Raw genomic sequence first — 18,723 nt, forward strand, 5'->3', positions numbered from 1 at the left:
GCCCGACCTGACCGAATCAGTCGATCGAGGTGCGGTTCTGCGCCTTGGCGAGTTCGCGGCGTAACGACGCGTTGATCTTCTGCTGGCTTGCCAGCTCATTCTTGATATCGATCATCTCGCCGCGAATCAGATTGAGGTGATCAGTGTGATCCTGACGGAGCTGATCCAGGTCAGCCAGACGGCGGTTTTCTGCCTGTTTCAGGCGTTCCTGAAGCGTCAATATCTGGCGCGTGTAGAGTGCGATCTTGTTCAGATGCTCATCGCGCTCACGTTGCGCCTGATCTTCAATGGTCTGCGCTGCCGCAACTGGCTGCGACGCTGATTCGCCTCGGGGTTCTGTTTCGGATTCGCTGATACCGCGGGAGTCATCGTACCAGGCGTCTTCGGCTGCAACGCGCAAGCGCTCGGCCGGTATCGGGGTGTAAGCCTCTTCATCGTCGCCGATGATGCCCAGGGCGTTGCGGTTGACAGCTTCCTTGATCAGAGCGAGATCTGCGCGGCCGTTACGCTGGCCGGGCTTCCACATGTTTTCACGGTACTCCGGCGATGTGGTAAAACCAAGGCAAGCCAGCCGAATCGGCCCGCCGCCCATATCAGGGCCGCGACCGGCCTTTTCGGCCAGCTGGCGTAGTGGCATATTCCATAGACGGTTGACGTAACCGTCCATGTCAAAATCCATGGTGAAGAACACCGCTGCGCGAACCTGCAGACGGTTATTGATCTGCAGAAACACGGCTTCGATTGTTTCGTCAGCGAATTCCGGCGTGGCTACCAGCCCATCAAGCAGCGCCTCGAACTCGGTATAAAGCACTTCCTTGCATACGCCACGCTCCGAAAAAAACATTACCGCTTCTGTCAGTAATGACTTTGGTGCTGTGCTCATCAATCGCTCTCCGCCGGATCCCTTCAGCAAATATGCATTCCCGCATGCAGTCTTCAGATGCAACCCAGTATCGCCCAACTTTGTCTTGTGGGGTTACTGAATGCCTCCGCCGGTCACAGTTTAAATGACGTGACCGACGGCTGTATGTGATCAGGTTGGCAGGGATCTGCGACGTACGGCTGACTCAGATCGCTGCGGCCAGACGCGATCCCTGATCAATGGCACGCTTGGCGTCCAGCTCCGCGGCAACATCGGCACCCCCTATCAGGTGCACCTTCACACCCAGAGCCTTCAGCCCCTGCTCGAGTTCACGCAGCGGCTCCTGCCCGGCACAGACAACAATGTTATCAACCGGCAGAACCTGCGGCTCGCCCGTTTCACCGATACGAATATGCAGACCTTCGTCATCAATTTTCAGATACTCCACGCTGTTGAGCATCTTTACCTGCTTGCTCTTCAGCCCGGCACGGTGGATCCAGCCGGTTGTCTTGCCAAGCCCCTTGCCCACCTTGCTCGACTTGCGCTGCAGCAGGAACACTTCCCGGGCTGGCGGCTGCGGTTGAGCCGTGATGCCAGCGATACCACCGCGCGCTTCCAGCTTCGGGTCAATGCCCCACTCCTTCCAGAACAGCTCAATGTCCTGACTGGGTGAACCGCCCTGGTGCGTGAGGAATTCCGCCACATCGAAACCGATACCGCCCGCACCCATGACTGCCACACGCTGACCCACCGGCTTGCGCCCGGTGATCACATCCAGATAGCCAAGCACCACGGGGTGACCGATACCGGGAATTTCCGGCGTGCGCGGCTTGATACCCGTGGCGAGAATTACCTCGTCGAACCCGCGCAGATCGTCTGCGCAGACCCGGCGATTGAGCTCAAGCTTGACGCCGTTGAGCTCGATCATCCGGCCGAAATAGCGCAGTGTTTCGTAGAACTCTTCCTTGCCCGGGATACGCTTGGCGATATTGAACTGGCCGCCGATCTCGTCTGCTGCGTCAAATAGCGTGACCTGGTGACCGCGCTGCGCTGCGACGGTTGCCGCCGACAGGCCTGCCGGTCCGGCACCGACGACTGCAATATTTCTCACAGCAGCCGTGGAAATATAGTTCAGCTCGGTCTCATGGCAGGCGCGCGGGTTGACCAGGCAACTGGTTAGCTTGCCGCCAAAGGTATGATCCAGGCAGGCCTGGTTGCAGCCAATACAGGTGTTGATCTGATCGGCCCGCCCTGCAGCCGCCTTGTTAACGAAGTCCGGGTCCGCCAGAAAGGGTCGCGCCATGGACACCATATCCGCATCGCCACCCGCCAGCACCTGCTCGGCAACCTCGGGCGTATTGATCCGATTGGTAGTGATAAGCGGAATATTGACCTCGCCCTTGAGACGCGCCGTTACCTGGGTGAAAGCCGCGCGGGGTACCTTGGTGGCAATGGTGGGTACCCGCGCTTCATGCCAGCCGATGCCGGTGTTGATCAATGTCGCGCCAGCCTGCTCGACTGCCTTCGCCAGCAGTACCACTTCGTCCCAGGTGCTGCCGTTTTCAATCAGATCCAGCATCGACAAACGGTAGATAATGATGAACTCGCGACCGACCGCTTCACGCACCCGACGCACGATCTCAACCGCCAGACGCATGCGGTTCTCGTAACTGCCGCCCCAGCGATCAGTACGCTGGTTGACATGGCTGACCAGGAACTGATTGATGAAGTAGCCTTCCGAACCCATTATTTCGACGCCGTCATAACCGGCGTTCTGGGCCAGTCGCGCGCAATTGACGAAGTCGCTTATCTGCTTTTCGATGCCAGCCTCGTCCAGCTCCCTGGGCGTAAACGGGTTGATTGGTGCCTGCACCGCACTGGCGGAAACCCCGTTGGGGTTATAGGCGTAACGCCCTGCATGCAGGATCTGCAGGCATATTTTGCCACCGGCCTCATGTACCGCCTGGGTAACCACCTTGTGCTGTTCCGCTTCTTCCGGAGTCGTCAGCTTGGCGGCGCCCTTGCCTACGCTGCCCTCCTCATTCGGACCAATCCCTCCGGTCACAATCAGACCCACACCGCCACGGGCACGCTCGGCAAAATACACAGCCATGCGCTCAAAGCCCTGCGGGCGTTCTTCCAGGCCGGTGTGCATGGAACCCATAAGGGTGCGGTTGCGCAGGGTGGTAAAACCAAGGTCAAGGGGTGCCAGCAGGTGGGGGTACTCTTTGTGGGGGGACTCTTTATGGGGGTGGGGGGCGTGCTCGGTCATGATTGCTCCATCATCAGGTTTGCCCGGGGTCCGTGCCGCCAGGTCGAATGACGAGACGATAGGCCGGCGTTCGCCCGGGCTCAATTACCGCAAGTGACATATTCATCACCGTTTCTTACAATCCGTTTTTTCGGGATGAAATGAATATGAAACTGGGCGACCTGGCAGTCGGACACCTGTACAGCCTGCAAGCGGCATTGATCGACCTTGGTCAGGATCCCAAACCCTTGTTCGAGCGCTACGGCGTGAGGCCTGAATTGCTGGCCCACCCCCAGGCGCGCATCAGTATTCCGCGCTTCATGCGGCTCGGCCATGCCGCCATCCGCGAAAGCGATACGCCGGCAATCGGTCTATTGATGGGTCAACAGGTACAGATCAGCCATTTCGGGCTGGCTGGCATGGCTGCGCAGTGTGCGTCGTCACTGCTGGATGCCTTTGCCACGCTGGTGCGTTATGAGCGGCTGACCAGCCAGAACTACCGCGGGCACTCGAGCCTGGCGCCGCCTGCTTTGCAGTTTTACTCGATCAGCCCCTACAACAACTTCAATCTGTTTGTGGTCGATTCCGCGCTGGCCGCACGCGCCCAACTCGGCCAGCAACTGACCGCGGGACAGGCCAGACTGCGCGAAGTCCACATCGAGTTCCCTGCACCGGCCTACGCGGAGGAATATGAAAACTGTTTCCAGTGCCCCGTACTCTTTGGCCAGTCCGCAAACCAGCTGTTATGGGATCCTGCCAGTCTGGAACTGCCCCTGGTACAAAGCGCACCCGCCACCTATGCGCAACTGACGCAGCTGTGCGAGCGCGAACTGGAACAGCTTGACCGACACCGGCATATCCGTGAAAAGGTCGAGGAGATAGTTTCGCCGGAACTGCACCGCCGACTTCCGACACTTTCTGAAGTAGCTGAGCAGTTGGGACTGCCAACCTGGACCCTGCGCAGACGGTTGCATACCGAAGCCAACACGCGCTTTCAGGATATCGTCAACGAGACGCGGCGGGACCTGGCGATTACTTATATTCGGGATACGGATCTGGCGCTGGGTGAGATCGCCTTCCTGCTGGGGTTTTCCTCCCAGGGGGCATTTCAGAGGGGGTTCAGGAAATGGACGGGACAACCGCCCGGGGCCTTCCGTCGCCAGTATCGACAGACGTTGGCGGCGGAGAATACGGACGAACAGCTTGGACATTCATAGCGCGGGCGGAGAAATCATTGCGTAGCGGGAATACTCAGGAAAGACGCCGGCCTTACATCTCTTCGGCGTCTTCTACTTCCTGGTCCCATTCCTGGGCGTGCTGCTCGATCAGCTCTTCGTAGTAGTCGTTCATATATTCGCCTCTATCTCGTTTATCTCTATTTTTATATGCTTCGGATTCCAACTTAATATCCTTGCATTACAGTGAGATGAAGGCGCTTACGAAAAGTTCAGGCGAGGTTGCAAACCCTAGCGACCCGATCACGATCGGGAGGGGTTCTTTTTTAGCGCACGTCCAGATGGGCGCCCCAGAAGCGCCACTGATCTAGGATATGAAACGGTCGTTTCGAGCGGGTTGGATCATCCAGCGCGCCCACGCCCTCCCGGTATGATTGCGTTGCCATCCCAAACGCAGCGTGCAGTTGCTCCTGAAGCTGAGCGCGGGTGGACTCCCTGAAGACCTCCAGTTCATCGCGCAACTGGCGCTCCTGCTCGTCACGCAGAACCGCTTCCTCCGCCTTCAACAGGGCAAAATCGGTAATCACAATAGTGCCGGCGGCGGTGGCAAAGGCAATGCCGCCTGCCACCAGCGCACCGGGGCCCGAGGGCGCAGCGACCGCCGCAGCACTACCGCCAATGGTAATCGCACCCGCCATGCGCGGCGCCAAACGCGCAGCAAAGCCCGCTATCACCTGCCGCGCCGCCTGAACACTGCCAAGCCGCATCAGCCTCGGTAGAATCGCATGCCGCGCCAGCAGTGCAAATGAGCCCACACCGGCAACAACCGAAGCCTGGCTACTGATCTTCCAGCGCTGGATATCCCCGGCGCCAGCGCCAAAGGCTCGATCCAGCGCGCTGTTTACATCAATTACCCGTTCGCTATCGATCCTGGGTGCGGCCGCCCTAACCTGCCGGTCGGCGTAGCGCTGAACAAGGCCCTCCCGAAGCGCCCTGCTCTGCTCCCCGATGAGACCGTGTAGCTGTTCGGTCAGGGCGCGATCGAACTCAGCCAGCTGCTGTTCGAAACCACTCTGGACCAGCAACTGGTTTTCCAGTCGTTCGCCTAACGCAACATCAAGATCGCCACTGACGGCGTAGTACAGCCGGGTATAGGAGCCCGGCATGGAGTAATACCAGTCCATATAGCCGGGCACGGCATCGAGGGCCAAGGCAAAGGTGTCATTCAGCCACTGACCGACCCAGGCATTCATCTGTTGCTCCAGAGCCTGTTGATGCTGCATGCCCAGACGCTGGAGATCGATATTGAACGCGTCGAGGGTCTTACCGTCGAGCATTAACGTCTGGTCATCCACCAACACGGCGAATACCTGGTTGTCAGCCAACTTCTGGCCAAGCAGCTGGTAACCGACGCTCAACACCAGCAGCACTACACAGACAGCGGCTGCGGCCATACCCAGCAGAACGAAGCGCCGAGGACGCCTGTTCTTCATGATGGTGTCTGTTTTCATGATGGCTCCCGCCGCTGATCAACTAACGCATCCACACCCACCAGCAGGCGCACGTAAGCCCAGATGAAGGCGCTACCGGTCAAGAACAACAGGGACCAGCCGGCGAGGGCCAGCCAGCCATTGCGCTCCGCTCCGCCGAGACCATTCTGCAACGCCCATTGCAGCGTCAGATCCAGCATTATGTATGACCGTTCCAGAACCCGCAGGACTGTCAGATCGCTGGTGGACGGCTGCATGTGTTGCGCCATGGCCGACCCCCAACTCAAGCCGCGCAAGTCCGGCTGGCCCAGGTTCAGCGTCACGACAAGATAGATTGCAGTCAAAACGCCTACCGCCAGCGGCACGCTGAAGCGCCGAACCAGCGCCGGTAAAGCCTGCGACACAACATGTTCACGCATACGCCTGTTCAACCCCCGCGATAGCCAGGCAAGCAACGGCAGGCCCAGCGCCAGAACGGCCCACAGCGCAGCATTCAGGTTTTGCAGCTTGATCAGCATGAACAGGCTCAGCAGCGCGCCGACCAGCAAATGCCAGGCAGCCATGAACGCACCACCGCGCAACAATCGATGCCAGGGCGATGCGACGCGCAGGTATTGATTCAGCCAGACCCGTCGACGCAACCGCGCGGCCTCGAAGCTGCCGGTAAAGATCAGCACCGTACAGACAATCCAGAGCGGCAGCATGATCCAGCCCTGCATTGGGCCGGGCAGCAGGCTCCACCCCAGCATGAGCAGAAACATGCACCCACTGGACAGACACTGTCGCTGCACTGAAGCTCCTGCAATCAAAGCGAAGTTGGTGAGTGTACCCCATCGCGCGTTGGTCCCTTCCCCTGAACGATTCCAGACGACGCCAGTCCGAAATTTAAGCGCTACCAGCGCGTCGATATGACATAGCAGGCCAAGGGCTCGCTCGCCTGGCTGTGGTTGGTCATCTGCATGACAAGGACGCACTGACCGAGGGCAATCGCCGTTCTGCCCGCTGCGCGCAGTTCAGCGCGATCCAGGAAGCGCAGTTGCCGAGCGAATCCAGGCCTCCATAACAAAGGTGTCCTGATGAACAAGGTTGCAGACTGCACCATTTTCTTCGACGGCAAGCCACTGACCGGCAAGGCCGACCAACCACTAGTCGATTTCCTCGCCGGTCATGGTGTCGATCTTCCCCACGTCTGTTACCACCGCTCGCTGGGTGCACTGCAGACCTGCGACGTGTGCTGGGTCGAGATAGACGGCGAGCTGCAGCGAGGCTGCGCGGTGGCGTCGAAAGACGGCCTGATTATCAACAGCGAGACCGAGCGGGCCGATGCCGCGCGGCATGAAGGAATGGATCGACTGCTCGGCAAGCATGAGCTGTATTGCACGCTGTGTGAACACAACACCGGCGACTGCACGCTGCACAACACCTTCGCTGACATGAAAATGCCGGTCCAGCGCTACGAGTTCACGCGCAAACCCTACGAGAAGGATGAATCCAACCCCTTCTATACCTACGATCCGGACCAGTGCATTCTCTGTGGGCGTTGCGTCGAGGCCTGCCAGAACGTCGAGGTCAACGAGACGCTGAGCATCGATTACAACATGGAGAACCCGCGCGTGCTCTGGGACGGCGGTCAGTCCATCGATCATTCCAGCTGCGTCAGCTGCGGGCATTGCGTCACGGTCTGCCCGTGCAATGCACTGCTGGAAAAATCCATGCAGCCCGACGCCGGCCCTTTCACTGCCTTGCCTGAAACACTCAAACGGCCGCTGATCGACATCGTCAAGAAGCTCGAAAACACCATAGGCGCGCCGCCCATTACCGCTGTGTCCAATATGGACATGTATTGGCGGCAACCTGAAATCAAGCGCACCAAAACCGTCTGCACCTATTGCGGCGTGGGTTGCTCATTCGAGATGTGGACCCGTGACCGGCATATTCTCAAGGTGCAGCCAGTGGTCGATGCACCGGCGAACGGCATTTCCACCTGCGTCAAAGGCAAGTTTGCCTGGGATTTCGTCAATAGCGACAAGCGCCTGACCACACCCCTGATCCGCGAGAACGGCCAGTTCCGCGAAGCCAGCTGGGACGAGGCGCTGGATCTGGTCGCCAGCCGATTGATGAGAGACCGTGATCGCTACGGACCCGAGGCCATTGGCTTTATCGGCTCGAGTAAAGCCAGTAACGAGGAGGCATACCTCACGCAGAAGATCGCGCGGCTGATCATTGGCACCAATAACGTCGACAACTCCTCACGCTATTGCCAGAACCCGGCAACCAAAGGCCTGTTCCGTACCGTGGGTTACGGTGGGGACGCCGGGTCTATAGAAGATATCGAGAAGGCGGATCTGGTCGTACTGGTCGGCAGCAATCTGGCAGAGAACCATCCGGTGATTGCCTCCAAGGTGAAGGCAGCGAAGAAGCTACGCGGACAGAAGCTGATCGTGGTCGATCCGCGCAAACACGAGATGGCCGAGCGCGCTGACATCTTTCTACGGCCGAAGTTAAGTACCGACATGATCTGGGCGTCGGCCATGTCACGCTACATGTTCGAGCACGGCTACGCCGATCAGGATTTCCTGGATAACCAGGTCAATCAGGTCGAGGAATACCGCCGCTCGCTAGAGCCCTTCACCATGCAATACGCCGCGCAGATGACAGATATCCCCGAGGAAGAATTGATTGCCGCAGCCGAGATGATTGGCCAGGCCAAATCGGTATGTCTGTTGTGGGCCATGGGTATCACTCAACACAGTCACGGCGCCGATACCAGTACAGCCCTGTCCAACCTGCTGGTCGTCACCGGCAACTACGGCCGGCCCGGCACGGGCGGCTATCCGATGCGCGGGCATAACAACGTGCAGGGCGCGAGTGATTTCGGGTGCCTGAAAAACATGTACCCAGGTTATGAAAAGGTCACCAATGACCAGGTCCGCGAGAAATGGGCAAAGGCCTGGGGCGTCCCCCCAGAGCAGTTATCACCTGATATCGGTTCGGATAACTTCCTCATGGTCAAGGAAGCCGAAGAGAACAAGATTCGCGCCATGTACATCATCGGCGAAGAGACGGCCTTCTCGGACGCCCACAGCCAGAACGTGCACAGCGCCTTTGAAAGCCTGGATTTCATGGTAGTGCAGGACATGTTCCTCAGCCGCACCGCCGAGTTTGCCGATGTCGTCCTGCCCGCCTGCCCCAGCGTCGAAAAGGACGGCACTTTCGTGAATACCGAACGACGTATCCAGCGCTTCTACGAAGTCATGCCGCCATTCGGTGATAGCAGACCCGACTGGAAAATCCTGACCGAGCTGGCAAAACGCATGGGCCATGACTGGAGCTACGACCACCCCTCGCAAATCATGGACGAGGTGGCAGGTATCGCCGACATATTCAAAGGCGTCAGTTACGAGCGCCTCGAGGGCTGGAAATCCCAGTGCTGGCCGGTCAATGAAGATGGTACCGATACGCCGTTGCTGTACACCGACGGCTTCCACACCGACGACGGCAAGGCGGTGCTCTATCCGCTGGAATGGAAGGAGCCGGACGAGCAAGCCGACGAGCAATACGATCTGATGCTGGATAACGGCCGTATGCTCGAGCATTTCCAGGGCACCAACCAGACCGGCCGTTCACCGGGGATCGATGATCAACTGCCTAACTGGTTCGTGGAGGTCAGTCCGGAGCTGGCGAAGCAGCACGATATCCAGGACGGCAGCTGGGTGCGGGTCAGTTCCCGGCGCGGCTCGCTGGAACTGCGGGCGGTCGTGACGGACCGCGTGCATGGCAACGTGCTGTTCATGTCGATCCACCAGGGCAAGCCGGGCCTCAACCTGCTGACCGGTGAGCACCACGATCCAGACGTCAACACACCGGCTTACAAGGAAACAGCAGTCAAGCTTGAAGTTATGCCCCAGCCTGCCGGCGAGCCTCCGCTGCCGCCCAACAACTTCCGCTATGGAAACCGTACGCCCAACCAGGGCGTACCCGTTGAGGTCAAATGGGCCCAGCCGGAGTACATCGTCCCGCCCGCTGAACAATCCAATCCGGAGAAACTCTGATGGCCGAACGTCTCAACTACAACGTCAAGCCCACGCCGATCGGGCCTGACGCGCACCAGGAACTGGACCGCCTGCTGCAAAGCATGCATGAACACGGCGTGTTGCGCTTCGCCAACGATCTGGTGTGCTCCAAGACCGATCTGGCGCATGTGTTGGTCGGTGGTCTCAGCAAAGACGGCACCTTGAATGCGATACAGAACCTCTCCATCCTCGGCATGGCGCTGTCGCGCATTCCGCCTGAGCAGTTCTACAAGGTGGTATTCGGCATGAAGGACGCGCTCGAAGAGCTCAATCGCCACACCCAGGCCGGCGAAAAAGGCGACGCGCCCGGTATCAGCGGCACCTACAAGATGCTGCAGGACGACAAGCTGTGGGCGTCGCTCGAACCGATCCTGGAGGCAGTGAAAGTCTTCGCCGACCGAATGGGCAAAGAGCCCGACAAACCAATCACCGAGTTCACCGGCAAGCCAACGGATAACTGACGCACACCTGGGGTGTAGCGCGCCCGCGCTACGCCAACTCCGCAGCAACACCAAATCCTGTCGGCGCGTCCGAACGCGGCCCGAGCCGCACGCCAACCCCAGGGAGCCAATCAGCGGAACGCCGAGCCCGGACCACCCTGGGGGTGTAGCGCGCCTGCGCTACGCCAAAGCCCTCAGCAACACCAAACCCTGTCGGCGCGTCCGAACGCGGCCCGAGCCGCACGCCACCCCTAGGGAGCCAATCCGCGGAACGCCGAGCCCAGACCACCCTGGGGGTGTAGCGCGCCTGCGCTACGCCAAACTCCGCAGCAACACCAAACCCTGTCGGCGCGTCCGAACGCGGCCCGAGCCGCACGCCAACTCCAGGGAGCCAATCAGCGGAACGCCGAGCCCAGACCACCCTGGGGGTGTAGCGCGCCTGCGCTACGCCAATCCCGCAGCAGCTCGCACTGTCAAACACACCCACACCACCCAGACAGCAAAAAGCCCCTGAATCTTTGGACTCAAGGGCTTCTCGTAATATGGCGCAGCGGACGGGACTCGAACCCGCGACCCCCGGCGTGACAGGCCGGTATTCTAACCAACTGAACTACCGCTGCGCATCTGTCATCAAGACCACCGGAGACCGGTACGACAAGAGAGTCTGACTCCCCATCCGTCTGTCTGAACAGGCGCGCATTGTAAACTTTCCTGTAGGTTCGTCAAGCAGTTAGAAGCGCTTTCCTAGAAAAAGTTAGCGGGCAGTCGAGGCTACTATTGAAGCCCCGTTTCTTACCGCGATGCCAGACCGCCGCTGAAGTCGAAATGGAACCCGACACGCCATGATTCAGCTCTCCATGGAGGGCCGGATCCCATCCCGGCCAGCGGACCACCAAATCACCCCATAGGCCGGACACACCACGGATGCATCGCCCCTGCTCCGCGCCGGGGTTACATCACCGGCTCCACTTCGGCGTCAGCCGCCGGCCTGAGCACAAGACAGGACACCGCCGGCACCACCAGCAAGGTCAGCACTGTAGACGCCAGCAGCCCGGAAATGATCGCCCAGGCCATCGGTGGCCATAGCGTCGAAGACGAAAATGCCAGCGGCAGCAGACCGGCAATGGTTGTCGCAGTGGTCAGCAGAATCGGCCGCGTGCGACGCGCCACTGCATCGGCAACCGCCTGGCGGACCGGCACGCCGGTATCGAGTCGCTGATCGATTACATCCAACAACACGATGGCGTTGTTCACCACGATACCCACCAGCGCAATGATGCCCAGCGTTGACTGAAAGCCGAAGGGCGAGCTGGATAGCACCAGCCCCGGAAACACGCCCACGGCAGCCAGCGGTACAGTAAGCAAAATGATGCCCAGACGGCGGAACGAGTTGAACTGCAGCAGCAAAAAGAACAGCAGCAAAAGCAGCCCGATCGGCGCGGTAGTAGCCAGTGCCCGGTTGGCATCACCCGAGCCTTCACTGTCACCACCTAGCTCCATGCGCACGCCTGCCGGGAGCGGCGTTGATTCCAGCTGACGATGCAATTCATCCAGCACCTGATTGAAGCTGTACCCCTGCTCCAGCCCGGCGGTCACGGTATACAGCCGAACACCATCGCGCTGGCGTATGCCCGCCGGCTGCCAGCTGGCGCCAATGCTCGCCACTGCCGTCAACGGCACCGTCTCGCCATTTTCATTAAACACGCTCGCTGAAAGCAGGCGTTCGACGGACTGGCGCGTTCCTTCGTGCGAGCGCAGCACAATCGGCAGCGGATCAAGCTCCTGGCGGTACTGCTCAGCCGTCAGCCCCAGGCTGTGGGTAAACAGCGCCTGCGCCACGTCGCTGCGATCCAGTCCGTAACGCTGGGCCAGGGCATCATCGACATTGACCTCCAGCACCGGCACGCCGAGATCGATATCGTGCCGCACGTCCACCGCACCCGCAGCCGACTTGATGATGCTGAACACCTGCTCGGCGGCGGCAATGCGCACCTGATCATCATGGTGGTAAAGCCGTATTTCCACTGGCGCTGCGGTCGGTGGCCCCTGCCCCAAGGTGCTGGCAACCACTTCAAGTTCAGGCATGTGGCTCGCTACCTGTTCACGTACCCAGCGAATCAACCCGTCGGCCGAAGCCAGATCCGTTGTATTGACGACCAGTCTTGCGCGGTTGGGGGCCTGAGGTGCGCGCAGCAGGTTGTAGTAGAAGCTTGGCCCGGCGGAGCCGACAAAACGATGCACGCTCTGCACGTGCGGGCGCTGCCGCAATTGCCGCTCCAGCTCTGCCGCCACGGTCTCGGTGCGCTGCTGGTCGGTCCCCTCTGGCATATACAGCTCGACCACCACTTGCGGGCGATCAGCCTTGGGAAAGAATTGCATCTGCATGAAGGGCGTCAGCGCCAGACTGGCGATCACCATTACCGCACCCAGGCCGATGATCCAGACTGGATAGCGGGTACTTAGCCAAGCAAGACGACCGCCTAGCCGTTCCATCATGGCGCTGCCATGACCTGCCGTAGCTTTCAGTAACCGGCCAGCAAGCATGGGCGCCACACTGATAGCCAGCAGATAACTGACGGTCAGCGTGAGCATGATCATGATCGGAATACCGCGGGTGAAGTCCGCCGTACCGCCCTTGGATAGCAGCAACGGTGTAAAAGCCGCCAGCGTTGTGGCGGTTGAAGCGCCCAAAGGACCCGCCAATTCGCGCACGCTATCAAGCATCGATTGCTGGCGCGATTCGCCCCGGTTCAACCGGTCCTGGATGTTTTCCACCATGACTATCGCGTTGTCGATCAGGATGCCCAGCGAGATGACCGTGCCGATGACGGCAATCTGGTGCAGGATTCCGCCGCCCAGGTTATAGATGCCCAGGCTGATCGCCGCGACCAGCGGCAGCATGCTTGCCACCAACAACCCCATGCGCCAGCCCATGCCGAGAAATACCACCAGCACGATAATCAGCACGCTGCCCAGCAGATTCCATTCCAGGCCGTCCAAACGCTGTTTGACCTGGTCAGGCTGAAAGAACATTTCGTCGATCTGCAATGGTGCGAAGTCGGGGCGCAGCACCTCGAGCCTTTGACGAATCTGCTCGCCAAAGCGGATGGCATCAGTCTGGCCGCGCTGGGCAATCAGACTGACCAGCACCGCTTGCTCGCCGTCAAACCAGGCTTGCGGCTGCGCCGGTTCGAGCGGACCGCGCCATACATCGGCAATCGCAGCGAGCGGAACGCTGCCACCATCGGGCAAGGGAATCTGCGTTGAAACCAGCGCGTCGACACTGGTGAATTCACTGTTCGGCAGTACGCCAAGGCGCTTACCCGCCGACACCACAAAGCCGCCCGGTATAACCTGATTGCGCCCCGCCAACAGCTCGGCGAGATAACCATGGGAAATGCCCAATCGCTGCATTTCCGAATCGCGCAGGGCGATGGTGATCTGCTCGTCAGCCTCGCCATTGAGCTCGATACGCGACAAACCTGGCACATCCGCCAGCGCACGCTTGAGCTGCTCCGCCTGGCGACTCAGGCGCACAAGCGAATCGTCGCCCCGTACCGCCAGGACCACAGCCGGGATGTCGATCAATCGGTCATCGAGCGACATCTGCTGCACACCGTCGGGAAACTCCAGCCGCGCCCGTTCCATCGCCTGACGCACGCGATCCCAGGCCGAGTCGGTGTCATAGATGGCATCGGCCAGATTGATCGATACCAGCGCGACGCCCGTGCGCACGGTGGCGGTGAAGTAATCGATTTCTTCGACCTGAGAAAGCTCGTCGGACAACGGCTCGAGCACCAGACGCTCGACCGATTCGGCCATTGAACCGGGATAGACAACGGTGATCAGGCCCGCCCGGTAAGGAAAGCTCGGATCCTCCTGGCGTGCCATGGTCAGATAGGACGCCACACCAAGCAGGCACAGCATGACTACCACCAGACCAATCAGTCGCGGCCGTGCGAGGATGCCGACACTCATGGCAGCAGCTCCACCCGGTCGTTATCCGCCAGTCGCGTCAAGCCGGCATAAACCACCTGATCACCCGCCGCGAGCGTGTCACTGCCGAGCATCGCCAGCTCGCCGCGCACCGATTCCACTTCAACCGGAACGCGCCGCACCTGACCGTCATTCACCCGGAAAACCGCCAGGCCATCGGCCGAGCGCATGATCGCCGCCAGCGGTACTGCCAGCGCCTCGCCCCCGGGGCGCTGCAGGCCCACTTCGACGGCATCTCCGCTTTGCAGGTCAGCATGGTCGAGGCTGATGACCAAGGGATACAGGGCGCTGGCTCCGGATGCGCTGCGACCGATTTCAACGACATGCCCGGCCAGTTGCGCGCCGGTCAGTGCATTGCGAACAGGCAGCGTCTGTCCGACCTGCATTTCACGTAACAGTGAGGCAGGTACGCGCACTTCAACTTCCATTCCACCGGCGGCAGCCAACCTGAAGGTCGGCTGGCCCGGTGCAACGAACTCACCGGGCTCCACCAGCACGGCCTCAATCTGGCCGGCGAAGGGTGCCCGAAGCTGGCTTTCCTCTTGTAGTCGTTCAGTGCGGGCGGCGGCAGCTTTGGCATTGCTGACGCCGGCACGCAGCGCTTCCAGCCTCGCCCGCTGTTGTTCCCGCTCGTTGGCGGAGACCACGCCTTTTTCGTACAGCTGTTCGGTGCGCTGCAAGTCGCGACGGGCCTGTGAGGCCTGGGCTTCAAGTTCGCGTATGCGCGCAAGAGCAGCGTCGCGCGCCGGTTCCAGCTCGGGGTTGTACAGACTGGCAAGCACCTGCCCCGCCTCCACGGCCTGACCGAGCTCCGCTGTACGCTCACTCAGAACGCCGCCGACCTGAAAAGTGAGACTGGCGCGCTGGCGAGCGCGTACCGCTCCGGCAAAGTGCAGCGGCTCCGTCGCTTGCGGTTTAACCACCTCGGCAACGCGCACGGGCACCGGGCTGCTCTGCTCGGCCGCAGCGACGCCGCCGTCATTACCGCATCCCGAAAGGCTCAGCACAGCGAGGCCGGGTAATAGTATGCGAATCAGGCGTGGCAATACCTGCGATGAGGTGTTCATGTCGGGCTCCGAGCAGTGCACTGATATTTATTGACATACTGTCACTCATTGACACTTTGTCAATATGCAGAGCACACTCCATGGCGACCCCTGTGTGAAAAGCCGTCTAGGAGCCACCATGAGCCTGAATTCGCGTCGGGAAAAAGAGAAGAACGAGCGCAGAGAAAGCATTCTGGATGCAGCGGAGCAAGTGTTTTTCAACAAGGGATACGAGCGCTGCTCGATGGACGACATCGCCCGCACCGCTGAACTCAGCCGAGCCCTGCTTTACGTCTATTTCAAGGATAAGGCAGCGATGTTGCAAGCCATTGTGTTGCGCTCGGCGTGCCGACTGCGTGAGCGCTTCGCGTTAGCGGTGCAAGGCCGGCAACAGGGCATCGACCAGATCGCCAGTATCGCTCGGGCCTACTACGATTTCAGCCAGCAAGACACCCATTATTTCGATGTGCTCACCCAGTCAAGCACCTTCGTGCATCTGGCTGAGAACAATGAGGAGAACCAGGCGCTGCATGATTGCGGCGCAGACATCATGCAACTGATGGTAGATGCCCTCACGGCCGGGCTGGCCGACGGCAGTATCAGCCCGGAGCGGGTAAACGACCCGCTGCAGACCGCCTATTTTCTCCGCGGCGCGTTACATGGCGTCATCATGGAGGTTCGCCATGCAGAACGCCGCTCGGTTGAGCTACCCGAGACCGAGCGCCTGATCGGTTACACCATCGACATGCTCGGCCATTCTCTGCGCGGCTGATGGATCAGTCGGCGCTGGCGATCAGGCCACCATCCTTGCGCGGTGGGCAGTTGAGGTATTCGGAGGTCGCCAACCAATGCTCATCGGGGTAATAGGAAAACATGAATTGCCCACCCTTCAGGCTATCGACCACCATGTTGGCAATCTCAGGCCTCACAGCCGGGCAGCCCTGGCTTCGACCAATCCGACCCTGCCGGGTAATCCAGTCGGGATCCACATAATCGGCGGGATGGATGACGATGGCACGCTGACGCGCCAGATCATTTATTCCGGATTCAAGCCCATCCATGCGCAACGAGTAACCATGCTTGCCGAAATAGCTTTCTTGCGTGCGGAACAACCCGATGCTCGACTGATGGCTGCCTTCGATATTCGAGAAGGCTTCGGCGTAGTTGTCACCTGACCCCTGCCCGTGGGCGACGAGATCTTCCAGCAGCAATTCACGGGTATCGAGATCGAAGATCCACAAACGGCGGTCGGAGGAAGGCAATGAAAAGTCGACAACAGCCAGGCGGCTGGCGGGTGCCGCGCCGTGAGTGATGGCACACTCCATGGCGGTAACGGCTTTCTTCAGCACTTGCCGGTTGAGCTGTGGAGCGACCTGGTTGAGCTGGTTAACCAGCAAGCCGGGTGTGTTGATAGCGGGTGTGGCCGCATGGCTGTAGCCAGCGCCAAGGCCGATACATAACGCGGCCAATGCGCCAGTGCGGCGCCAGAAACTCAGCATCGAAAAGATCCCCCAGGCCTCGAAAGACGAGGCCAATCAAGGCGGTAAAACACAACAGGCGGTCAACAACAGGAAACAATCGACCGCCTTCCAAATGAACCAACCAGCCTCTGAATAGCCTAACGTTGTGGCATGGCTGTTTTGCAGGAACGACGCCCGGGCCCGCCGGTTCGCACTGCAATCGATGCCGGGAGGTTACCTGTTGTTCAAGAAATGTACAGTATTTTGCCTGACATCCCTGCTTGGCCTGGCCGGTCCTCTCCAGGCAGATTCACCCCCCGCCGACGCTGTCCGCAACGCCATCGAGATCCCTGTTCGCCACTTTGCCGAAGGCTGCACGGGCCTTGCAGCGCTGCGCACGCTGGAGATCAATAGCGCACTCGGCACACTCTACAAGCACAGCGATTACCGGCCGATCTGGAAAAATTCCCGACGAATGGATGCGCTGCGCAAGGAACTGACGGACCTGTCGAAGGACGGCCTGATGCCCGCTGATTACGCCTATGCGCTGCACGCCCCCGCTGCGAAGGATCTATGTGATGACCTGCGGATCAGCAGCGAATATCTGTTGGCGCTGGAGCACCTGCGTCTCGGTCGATTCGTACAGAATTCCCACGAGCCGGTATGGTTCGCGCCCGGTCAACCACCGAGCCTCACGCCGGGTCTGATCGAACTCGCCGCCGAATCAGTTTACGAGCCTGCAGAGGCGTTCAAACGCGCCCGCCCGGCCATGCCGCTCTATCGGCAATTGCGCGCCGCCTATGCCGACCTGCCTGCGCAGCCGGTCGACTTCCTGGCTCTGCCCGCCGGGCCGACCATCGAGCCCGATAAAAACGACCCGCGCCTGCCGCAACTGGCGCAACGCCTGATCGCTCACGGATACCTGAAGGAGCAGCCCTGGCAGCGTATCAATGCCCAGCCGCTACTCTATGACGAGACGCTGGAACAGGCAGTGCGGGCATTCCAGGCGGATCATGCGCTGGAAGTGGACGGGCTGGTCGGCAGACAGACGCTGGCAGCACTCAATATCACCGCCTCCGAACGCCGCCAGCAGGTACGTATCAACCTTGAGCGGCTGCGCTGGCTGAGCGCACTGAGGGAAGATTATGTCGTTCTGGTGAACTCCGCCGGCGGCGATATTCGCCTGTATCGTGGCCATGAGCGGCTATGGGCCTCACGGGTCCAGGTCGGCACCAGGTCCAGGCAAACGCCGCTATTGGTCTCACGCATCAATCGGCTGACATTGAACCCGAGCTGGACCATCCCGCCGACCATATTGCGCGAAGACAAGCTGCCACAGATCCGCAAGGATCCGGAGTACCTGCAAACCCACGCGCTGCAGGTACTGGATTACTCTGGACGCCATCTGGATCCGATGGATATCGACTGGGACAATCCCCGCGGCATCATGCTGCGGATGGCGCCCGGCCCGGACAATCCGCTTGGGCGCATGGTATTTCGCTTCCCCAATCCTTTTTCGGTTTATCTGCATGACACGCCGAGCCAGCATCTATTCAGCCGGGCGGCACGCACGCTCAGCTCTGGCTGTGTGAGGGTGCAATCGGCCAGCGCGCTCGCCGACAGACTCGTTGCGGAAATGGGCAAGGCACAGCAGCAACGTGTTCAGCAACTGCTGGACCGCGGACAGACCTATGAACTGGCTGTTCCCGACGGGCCGCAACTGATCCTGGGTTACTGGACTGCCGAAGTGGACGAAGACGGGCGGCTGATTTACCTGCTCGATCCCTACGAAATGGACCCCGCCCTGATCGAGCATTCTGAGGAAGCTGACCAGGCCGCAACAGCGAGGGTGACTGCGCTGAAACGCACTCAGATGCCGGAGATCAGGCCAACGCGAGACCGTGACGCTGAGGACATTCTGCAGTAGGCC

13 protein-coding genes and 1 tRNA gene are annotated in these 18,723 nt (G+C 60.2%); 5 read left to right on the forward strand and 9 right to left on the reverse strand.

Annotated features, from left to right (window positions below; all coding sequences use genetic code 11):
- Nucleotides 1-16: 16 nt before the first annotated feature.
- Nucleotides 17-883 carry a hypothetical protein gene (locus G3M63_RS16765; RefSeq protein ID WP_150299065.1) on the reverse strand — a complete coding sequence of 289 codons (867 nt, stop codon included), beginning with the start codon at nt 881-883 and terminating at the stop codon, nt 17-19.
- A 184-nt stretch (nt 884-1,067) separates the two neighbouring features.
- Nucleotides 1,068-3,134 carry an NADPH-dependent 2,4-dienoyl-CoA reductase gene (locus G3M63_RS16770; RefSeq protein ID WP_163983835.1) on the reverse strand — a complete coding sequence of 689 codons (2,067 nt, stop codon included), beginning with the start codon at nt 3,132-3,134 and terminating at the stop codon, nt 1,068-1,070.
- Between the two features lie 140 nt (nt 3,135-3,274).
- Here G3M63_RS16770 and G3M63_RS16775 point away from each other — a divergent pair, with 140 nt between their 5' ends.
- Nucleotides 3,275-4,330, forward strand: a complete 1,056-nt coding sequence (locus tag G3M63_RS16775; protein ID WP_306110141.1) for an AraC family transcriptional regulator — start codon at nt 3,275-3,277, stop codon at nt 4,328-4,330.
- Nucleotides 4,331-4,382: 52 nt separating this feature from the next.
- On the opposite strand, the gene G3M63_RS19595 is transcribed toward G3M63_RS16775, so the two are convergent.
- The 3 genes from G3M63_RS19595 to G3M63_RS16785 form a co-directional block, all read right to left on the reverse strand.
- The gene (locus tag G3M63_RS19595) at nt 4,383-4,514 is read right to left on the reverse strand and encodes a hypothetical protein (RefSeq protein WP_256669860.1); all 132 of its coding nucleotides are present in this window, start codon (nt 4,512-4,514) and stop codon (nt 4,383-4,385) included.
- Nucleotides 4,515-4,614: 100 nt separating this feature from the next.
- The gene (locus tag G3M63_RS16780; RefSeq protein WP_163983836.1) at nt 4,615-5,799 is read right to left on the reverse strand and encodes a hypothetical protein; all 1,185 of its coding nucleotides are present in this window, start codon (nt 5,797-5,799) and stop codon (nt 4,615-4,617) included.
- Nucleotides 5,796-6,539 carry a hypothetical protein gene (locus G3M63_RS16785; protein ID WP_218573624.1) on the reverse strand — a complete coding sequence of 248 codons (744 nt, stop codon included), beginning with the start codon at nt 6,537-6,539 and terminating at the stop codon, nt 5,796-5,798. The genes G3M63_RS16780 and G3M63_RS16785 overlap by 4 nt, the downstream gene beginning before the upstream one ends.
- Before the next feature lie 315 nt (nt 6,540-6,854).
- Between G3M63_RS16785 and fdhF the strand changes: the two genes are divergently transcribed.
- The gene (gene fdhF, locus G3M63_RS16790; RefSeq protein ID WP_163983838.1) at nt 6,855-9,830 is read left to right on the forward strand and encodes a formate dehydrogenase subunit alpha; all 2,976 of its coding nucleotides are present in this window, start codon (nt 6,855-6,857) and stop codon (nt 9,828-9,830) included.
- Complete coding sequence (locus tag G3M63_RS16795) at nt 9,830-10,312, forward strand: DUF1641 domain-containing protein (protein ID WP_150299070.1); 483 nt, start codon at nt 9,830-9,832, stop codon at nt 10,310-10,312. Before fdhF ends, G3M63_RS16795 begins: the two co-directional genes overlap by 1 nt.
- A 522-nt stretch (nt 10,313-10,834) precedes the next feature.
- Here the strand turns inward: G3M63_RS16795 and G3M63_RS16800 are convergent.
- From G3M63_RS16800 to G3M63_RS16810, 3 genes are all read right to left on the reverse strand, one after another.
- Nucleotides 10,835-10,911: transfer RNA gene (locus tag G3M63_RS16800), tRNA-Asp, on the reverse strand.
- Nucleotides 10,912-11,242: 331 nt separating this feature from the next.
- On the reverse strand, nt 11,243-14,269 hold the full coding sequence (locus G3M63_RS16805) for an efflux RND transporter permease subunit (RefSeq protein WP_163983839.1): 3,027 nt from the start codon (nt 14,267-14,269) through the stop codon (nt 11,243-11,245).
- Entirely contained in the window at nt 14,266-15,354 is a 1,089-nt protein-coding gene (locus G3M63_RS16810) for an efflux RND transporter periplasmic adaptor subunit (protein WP_163983840.1), read from the reverse strand. The genes G3M63_RS16805 and G3M63_RS16810 overlap by 4 nt, the downstream gene beginning before the upstream one ends.
- Nucleotides 15,355-15,472: 118 nt before the next feature.
- On the opposite strand from G3M63_RS16810, the gene G3M63_RS16815 reads away from it, so the two are divergent.
- Nucleotides 15,473-16,105, forward strand: a complete 633-nt coding sequence (locus G3M63_RS16815) for a TetR/AcrR family transcriptional regulator (protein WP_163983841.1) — start codon at nt 15,473-15,475, stop codon at nt 16,103-16,105.
- 4 nt (nt 16,106-16,109) lie between these two features.
- Here G3M63_RS16815 and G3M63_RS16820 read toward each other — a convergent pair whose 3' ends face one another.
- Complete coding sequence (locus tag G3M63_RS16820; protein WP_163983842.1) at nt 16,110-16,832, reverse strand: murein L,D-transpeptidase catalytic domain family protein; 723 nt, start codon at nt 16,830-16,832, stop codon at nt 16,110-16,112.
- Nucleotides 16,833-17,034: 202 nt separating this feature from the next.
- On the opposite strand from G3M63_RS16820, the gene G3M63_RS16825 reads away from it, so the two are divergent.
- Entirely contained in the window at nt 17,035-18,720 is a 1,686-nt protein-coding gene (locus G3M63_RS16825) for a murein L,D-transpeptidase (protein ID WP_163983843.1), read from the forward strand.
- Nucleotides 18,721-18,723 lie beyond the last annotated feature (3 nt).

This window comes from Pseudomonas sp. OIL-1, assembly GCF_010669185.1.
In the GTDB taxonomy this organism is placed as follows: domain Bacteria; phylum Pseudomonadota; class Gammaproteobacteria; order Pseudomonadales; family Pseudomonadaceae; genus Halopseudomonas; species Halopseudomonas profundi.